Annotated in this window: 7 protein-coding genes; 4 read left to right on the forward strand and 3 right to left on the reverse strand. The window is 59.0% G+C overall.

From position 1 onward, the window contains the following. Positions 1 to 16 precede the first annotated feature (16 nt). Positions 17 to 1135, reverse strand: coding sequence for an alanine dehydrogenase (gene ald / locus Q4Q11_RS10765; protein ID WP_113216951.1), 1119 nt, complete (start codon positions 1133 to 1135; stop codon positions 17 to 19). A 151-nt stretch (positions 1136 to 1286) separates the two neighbouring features. On the opposite strand from ald, the gene Q4Q11_RS10770 reads away from it, so the two are divergent. Next, positions 1287 to 1748 carry an Lrp/AsnC family transcriptional regulator gene (locus Q4Q11_RS10770; protein ID WP_498569484.1) on the forward strand — a complete coding sequence of 154 codons (462 nt, stop codon included), beginning with the start codon at positions 1287 to 1289 and terminating at the stop codon, positions 1746 to 1748. 6 nt (positions 1749 to 1754) lie between these two features. Here Q4Q11_RS10770 and Q4Q11_RS10775 read toward each other — a convergent pair whose 3' ends face one another. Further along, a complete protein-coding gene (locus Q4Q11_RS10775) occupies positions 1755 to 2558 on the reverse strand; it encodes an endonuclease/exonuclease/phosphatase family protein (protein ID WP_498569485.1) in 804 nt (267 codons plus the stop codon). A 218-nt stretch (positions 2559 to 2776) separates the two neighbouring features. Here Q4Q11_RS10775 and Q4Q11_RS10780 point away from each other — a divergent pair, with 218 nt between their 5' ends. Together Q4Q11_RS10780 and Q4Q11_RS10785 are read left to right on the forward strand one after the other, a co-directional pair. Next, on the forward strand, positions 2777 to 3133 hold the full coding sequence (locus Q4Q11_RS10780) for a PilZ domain-containing protein (RefSeq protein ID WP_112507427.1): 357 nt from the start codon (positions 2777 to 2779) through the stop codon (positions 3131 to 3133). Positions 3134 to 3270: 137 nt separating this feature from the next. After that, positions 3271 to 5259, forward strand: a complete 1989-nt coding sequence (locus tag Q4Q11_RS10785; protein WP_112507429.1) for a bifunctional 2',3'-cyclic-nucleotide 2'-phosphodiesterase/3'-nucleotidase — start codon at positions 3271 to 3273, stop codon at positions 5257 to 5259. 154 nt (positions 5260 to 5413) lie between these two features. Here the strand turns inward: Q4Q11_RS10785 and Q4Q11_RS10790 are convergent, their stop codons facing one another. Next, positions 5414 to 6382, reverse strand: a complete 969-nt coding sequence (locus Q4Q11_RS10790; protein ID WP_498569486.1) for a LysR family transcriptional regulator — start codon at positions 6380 to 6382, stop codon at positions 5414 to 5416. 137 nt (positions 6383 to 6519) lie between these two features. On the opposite strand from Q4Q11_RS10790, the gene Q4Q11_RS10795 reads away from it, so the two are divergent. Continuing rightward, positions 6520 to 7099 (forward strand): FMN-dependent NADH-azoreductase (locus Q4Q11_RS10795; protein ID WP_498569487.1); only part of this gene is annotated, 580 nt, incomplete at its 3' end.

Here is a 7099-nt window from a genome sequence, read left to right on the forward strand (position 1 = left end):
GCGCGCGTGATGGGCTTTACGCGACGTTCAGAATGCTTTCCGGCGCAACGGCCTCATAGCCGAGAGCTTCGGCCACCGGACGGCTGGTGATGCGGCCCTTGTGGACATTGAGACCGTTGCGGAGGTGCTTGTCTTCCGCGATGGCGCGCAGGCCGCGATCGGCCAAAGCGAGTCCATGATAGATCGTGGCATTGTTAAGTGCATGCGCCGAGGTGACCGGAACGGCGCCGGGCATATTGGCGACGCAGTAATGCACGACGCCTTCCACGACATAGGTCGGATCGGAATGCGTCGTCGCATGCGAGGTCTCAAAACAGCCGCCCTGGTCGATGGCGACATCGACGATGACCGAGCCCTTTTTCATGCCGGACAGCATTTCGCGCGTCACCAGCTTCGGCGCGGCAGCACCGGGGATCAGAACCGCACCGATGACGAGATCGGCGGAAAAGACTTCTTCTTCCAGCGCCTGAATGCTGGAATAGCGCGTATGAACGCGGCCGTTGAAGATGTCGTCGAGCTGGCGCAGGCGTGGCAGCGAGCGATCGAGGATGCTGATGTCGGCGCCGAGCCCGGCTGCCATCTTGGCCGCATGCAGGCCGACGACACCGCCGCCGATGATCGCCACCTTGGCCGGCAGCACACCAGGCACGCCGCCGAGCAGGATACCGAGGCCGCCATTGGCTTTCTGGAGAGCGGTCGCACCCGCCTGGATCGAGAGGCGGCCGGCGACTTCGGACATCGGCGCTAGCAGCGGCAGGCCGCCGCGCTCGTCGGTCACGGTTTCGTAGGCGATGGCGGTTACGCCGGATGCCAGCAGACCCTTAGCCTGTTCCGGATCGGGCGCGAGATGCAGATAGGTATAGAGAAGCTGGCCTTCACGAAGCTGCGCCCATTCCGAAGGCTGCGGCTCCTTGACCTTCACGATCATATCGCATTTCTCGAAAATATCCTTGGCGCTTGCAGCGATCTTGGCGCCGGCAGCCACGTAGGCGTGATCGTCGGCACCAATACCGGCGCCGGCCTTCGTCTCGACCCAAACCTCATGACCATGGGCAATATATTCACGAACGGACGCCGGCGTTAGGCCGACGCGATATTCATGATTCTTGATTTCCTTGGGGCAACCAACTCGCATTTTACTCCTCCTCGAACGCTTGTGCGTCTTCCTTTTCTCCGAAGGAAATCAGATCACCACAGCCCCGCAATGTCCTTGCAAAGACAATTTGCGTTGCGGTCATTTTTCGTGATTTATTGCGCATAGAAGAGTTTTTTCGAAAGATCTTCGAATGTCAGATCTCGACGCCATAGATCATTCGATTCTGCGGATGCTGCAGCAGAACGCGCGGATCACCAATGCAGAACTGGCCGAAAAGGTCGGGCTCTCGCCTTCGGCCTGCTCACGCAGGCTCGATATCCTCGAAAAGAACGGCGTCATCGACGGCTATCATGCGCATCTCTCGCATAAGGCGCTGGACTACAAGATGATCGCCATCGTGCACATCTCGCTCTCCGGCCAGTTTGCCAAGACGTTGTCGGAATTCGAAACAGCGGTGAAGCGTTGTCCGAACGTGCTGGCCTGCTATCTGATGTCCGGGGAGTACGACTACATCTTGCGCATCGCCGCACGGGACCTTGAAGATTACGAGCGCATCCACCGCGACTGGCTCTCGGCGCTGCCGCATGTCGTGAAGATCAATTCAAGCTTCGCGCTTCGCGAAATCATCGAGCGGCCGAATGTCGGCCTTTGATCTTCGTCAGCGAAGATCGAGCAGCAATGCTCGGTGATCCGAGACTTCTGGCTCGGCGATGGGATCGAAAGCGATCACCTCGACATTGGGCGTCACCAGCATGTAGTCGGCAAAGCGGGGCTGCTTGCGGTAATAAGAAGTACGCGTGTCGTCATGTCCCCGTGAAGTGACGAGATCGACAAGTCCCAGGCCGCCGAGGATTTTGAAGGTCTCGCTGTCAGGCAGCACGTTGAAATCGCCGCAGACGACAAGCCGGTCGCCGTCCTTTTTCACTTGTCGAATAAGATCGACCAGTGCATTTGCCTGCTGACGGCGTGCGGGTGTGTCGCCCTTGCCTTCCAGATCACGCAGGCCATGCATGTGGGCAATGGTGATGGGATAGCCGCGCTCATAATCGAAAAGGCGGATGCAATGGGCATTGCGCGAACGCGGATGCGGCCCATAGCCGCCTGCGGAGAACTCGCCATGGACGAAGCCGGCCGCGTGCCCGATGATCGGATGGGTCCTGCGGACGAAGGTTGCTAGTCCGAATTCGGAAGCAATCGGCCGGTCGCCATCGAAGAGATCGCCTCGGGCTACGGGGAGGAAGAATGCATCGTGAGCCGGCAAAGCAGCCGTCAGCTCCTCGAAGAGATTGGCGCGCTGCAGAAGCTCGACGCCATGATCGCGATAAACCAGCCATGCCGCTTCCGTCTCCTTCGTGCGAACCACCTCCTGCAAGCACAGAACATCCGCGTCGACATCGACGAGATAGGGCATCAGCGGCCCATGCAGCCGACCACCCCATGCATTCAAGGAAACGATGCGCAACGTTTGCTCCTTTTCGTTCTTCAGGAATGCCGGCGGCCAAGAACAGAGTGCTGCATGGCGCGACAATCGCAAAGCCTGCCTTAGGTCTTCCTGCCGGCCAGCCGCTTCCCGTGCCGATTCGGAACGAGCGACTGCAATTTTAACGGTTACGCTAAGCATCCCTCAATGCGGGCCTGCTATCCAAAAGCCGAAAAAGTTGCACGAGCCGGGAAAATATCATGCAGTCCTCTTCAAGACGTCATGTTGACAACCTGAAAATCAAGGCGCGAGGTTCACCGCGCCACCATGCCCGGTTGACGGGCCAGGTGCGATATTTCACCAGGCTCGTTGCAGGCCGCGTGGTCAATATTTCCGCCAGCGGCATCGCTCTCGATCTTCAAGCGCCGCTCTATGCGGCTGCGGGCAGCAAGGTTCGCGTCGAATGTGACGATATCGGCTTGCTGGATGGTTTCGTGCGCTGGGCTCACAATGGCCGCATCGGCATAGAGTTCGATCGCTCGTCCAATGCCTCGGCGAAAGTCGTATCCTATTTCCGCTTTTTCCACAAAGACATAAAGCCGGTTCTCAAACGTTGACGGCATGCCGGCGCCGGCCGGCTGCGATCCACAATAAGCCTGTCACATTACTGGTGCACACCTTCAAAAATCGTCCTAATCTCCCTCGCCCGAGAGATGATCGACGGACCATGGATTTATCGTTGAAGGAGTATTTCATGTCTTCCATTCTGGATTTGCCCAGCATGTCGCGCCGTTCCCTGCTGCAAGGCCTCAGCGCCACTGCGGCGCTGATCGTGCTGCATCCTTTCGCCGCCCGCGCCGCCGGCAATCAGGCGCATCTGCGTCTCATGGAAACGACCGACATTCACGTCAACGTCTTCCCCTATGACTACTACGCCGACAAGCCGAACGACACGATGGGCCTGACGCGCACGGCGACGATCATCGACAATATCCGTGCCGAAGCCACCAACTCGCTCCTCATCGACAATGGCGACGTACTGCAGGGCAACCCGATGGGCGATTACATGGCCTATCAGCACGGCATGAAGGATGGCGATGTCCACCCGGTCATCAAGGCGATGAACACGCTCGGCTACTCCGTGGGAACGCTCGGCAACCATGAGTTCAACTATGGTCTCGACTTCATGTTCAAGGTACTGGCCGGCGCGAACTTCCCGTTCGTGTGCGCCAACCTGACCAAGGGCCAGCTGGCCTCGGATCCGACGAAGGACGACCTGTTCTTCAAGCCCTATCTGATCCTTGAAAAGAAGATCAAGGACGGCGCCGGCAATGAAAGCCCGATCAAGATCGGCTTCATCGGCTTCGTGCCGCCGCAGATCATGCTCTGGGACATCAAGAATCTAGAGGGCAAGGCGCAGACGCGCGATATCGTCGAGGCGGCCAAGGCCTGGGTTCCGGTGATGAAGGCCGAAGGCGCCGATATTATCATCGCCCTCTCGCATTCCGGCATCGACGGCAGCGGTCCAAGCGACAAGATGGAAAACGCCTCGCTTTACGTCGCCGCGGTCGATGGCATCGACGCCGTCTTCACCGGCCACCAGCATCTCGTCTTCCCCGGCCCGAAGACCTGGGACGGCATCAAGGATGCCGATCCGGTCAAGGGCACGCTGCATGGCAAGCCCACCGTCATGGCCGGCTTCTGGGGTTCGCATCTCGGCCTCATCGACTTGCTGCTCGAAAAGGACGGCAAGAGCTGGAAAATCGTCGATTTCACGTCCGAAGCGCGCCCGATCTACCACCGCGACGACAAGAAGAAGGTCGTCGCCGATGTCGCCGACAAGAAGGAAGTGGTCGAAGCCGCCAAGGCCGAGCACGAGGCGACGCTGACCTATGTCCGAACGCCCGTCGGCAAGACCTCCGCGCCGCTCTATTCCTATTTCGCGCTGGTCGCCGACGATCCCTCTGTCCAAATCGTCAGCCAGGCGCAGATCTGGTACATCAAGGACATGCTGAAGGAGACGCAGTACAAGGACCTGCCGGTTCTTTCGGCAGCGGCACCCTTCAAGTGCGGCGGCCGCAACGGCGCCGACTACTATACCGACGTTCCGGCCGGCAACATTGCCATCAAGAACGTCGCCGATCTCTACCTCTATCCGAATACGGTGCAGGCCGTCGTCATCAACGGCGCTCAGGTCAAGAACTGGCTGGAAATGTCGGCCGCGATGTTCAACCAGGTGCAGCCGGGCGCCAAGGATGCGGATCTCGTCAACAGCAGCTTCCCGTCCTACAACTTCGATGTCATCGATGGCGTCACCTACCAGATCGACCTCTCGCAGCCGCGCCGCTTCGGCGATGACGGCAAGATTCTGAATGCCGATGCAAACCGCATCCAGAACCTGCAGTTCAACGGCAAGCCCATCGATCCCGCGCAAAAGTTCCTGGTCGTCACCAACAACTACCGGGCAGGTGGCGGCGGCAACTTCCCCGAAATCGCGGCGGACAAGGTCGTCTATCAGGCACCGGACACCAACCGCGACGTGATCGTGCGCTACGTGCACGATCAGGGCACGATCAATCCGACCGCTGACGGCAACTGGACGTTCAAGCCGCTGCCGGGCACGACGGCACGGTTCCAGAGCTCGCCGAAGGCCAAGGATTTCCTCGATCAGGTCAAGGGCGTGAAGATCGAAGATGCCGGCGACGGTGCCGACGGCTTCCGAAACTACCGGCTGGTTCTGTAATCATTGACGGTTGTTTCTGCTTCCCGCAAGGGAAGCCAGTTACGTATGAAATGAGATCGTTGCCGTGTAACCCCTTCTCCCCAGCGGGGAGAAGGAATTCATGACACTAAAAGTCTTATAAGCAATTGCCTATGGTAACGAGGAGAGGACTTTTTCACTCCGCCGCCAGGCGCTTGTCACCTAGATGGAACATCTCGACAGCGGACTTGAAGTCTTCTTGATTCGGGCATCGTGACAGGCGGTCGCGGAAAGCTTCGATCAGCCACGCAGCCGCAGGGCCGGGAGGGTTATCCACCTTGCGGATGGCATAGAGCGGATATTCGCTCTGGTCATAGGCATCGAGAGTCAATGGCACCAGCCTGCCCTTTTGCAGATCCTCCATGATAAACGAGGCCGGCAGGCCGCCCCAGCCAAGACCACCACGGATCAACTGATGCTTGGTGGCGATATCGCTGAGATGCCAGATCTTGTAGGACAGAACGTTGAAATCCTTGCCATTCGTGAGGTTTGACGCATCGGTGACGACCAACTGCACTTCTTCGCGCACGTCGGCAAGCGTCAGCGGTCGCCCCAGCAAAGCGAGCGGATGCGTGGGGGCTGCAACCGGCATCATGAAGGAATGTCCGATGCGCTCGATGACCAAGGCATCGTCCTGTTTCACCACCGAGCCGCCGATACCGATCGTCGACTTGCCGCTCGTGACAAGCTCCAGCATCGAGCCGAGTTCGCCGGTGTCGAGCCGCAGGGAAACGTAAGGAAAACGATCGCGGAATTCGCGCAGCACGTCGACAGTGGCGTGAACCGGCACCATGACACTAATAGCGACAGCCACCTCCGCTTCGAGCCCCGTCTTCAAACCCTTCACCCTGGCGCGCATCACCTGGAGATCGGAAAGAATACGCCGCGCATCCTCCAGCATCACCCTGCCCTCATCCGTCAGCTTCGGCTGGCGCGAGCCGGATCGCTCGAACAGCGGCATTTCGAGCTGAGCCTCCAAGTTGGCGATCGTATAGCTGATGACCGACTGTGCGCGGTTGAGCGTACGCGAAGCGGCCGAAAAACTGCCTGCTTCCGCAACGGTCAGAAAAACCTGCAATTGGTCGAGGGTGGGATTGGGGAGCATCTGCCATCCATTCTATCGATAATTCCAATCCATATTATCACAGTTTTTCTCGATAGCACTGACGACTTATTTATTGAGGCGAACGTGATCGGACTCTCCCAGCCGATTTTCGCAAACCATTGAAAAGGAAAACGGATATGTCCTCCATTCTGCTTCTGACCTCCAGCCCGCGTCCGGACTCGCTCTCCACCAAGATCGCCACCGAACTGGCCGAGAAGATCAAAGCCAATAATCCGGGCAAGTCGCTCGTCAAGCGCGACCTCGCTGCCGACAACCTGCCGCACATCGACGGCCCCTTCACGGCCGCCATCCGCACACCGGCCGATGCCCGCACGCCCGAGCAGCAGGAGCTGGTCAAGGTTTCCGACGCACTGGTTGACGAGCTGCTCGCAGCCGACACACTGGTCATCGGCACCGGCCTCATCAATTTCAACATCTATTCCTCGCTGAAGACCTGGATCGACAACATCACGCGCGCCGGCCGCACCTTCACCTATACCGAAACCGGCCCGAAGGGCCTCGTCGCCGGCAAGAAAGCCTACATCGTGCTCGCTTCCGGCGGCGTCTACTCCGAAGGCCCGGCTGCACCGCTGAACCATGCCGTTCCTTACCTGAAGTCGATTCTCGGCTTCATCGGCATCACCGATGTCGAGACCGTTTACATCGAAGGCGTGGCCTTCGGTCCGGAAGCTGCTGAAAAGGCTATCGGCGCCGCTC

Source organism: Rhizobium sp. UFLA01-1127, assembly GCF_059803845.1.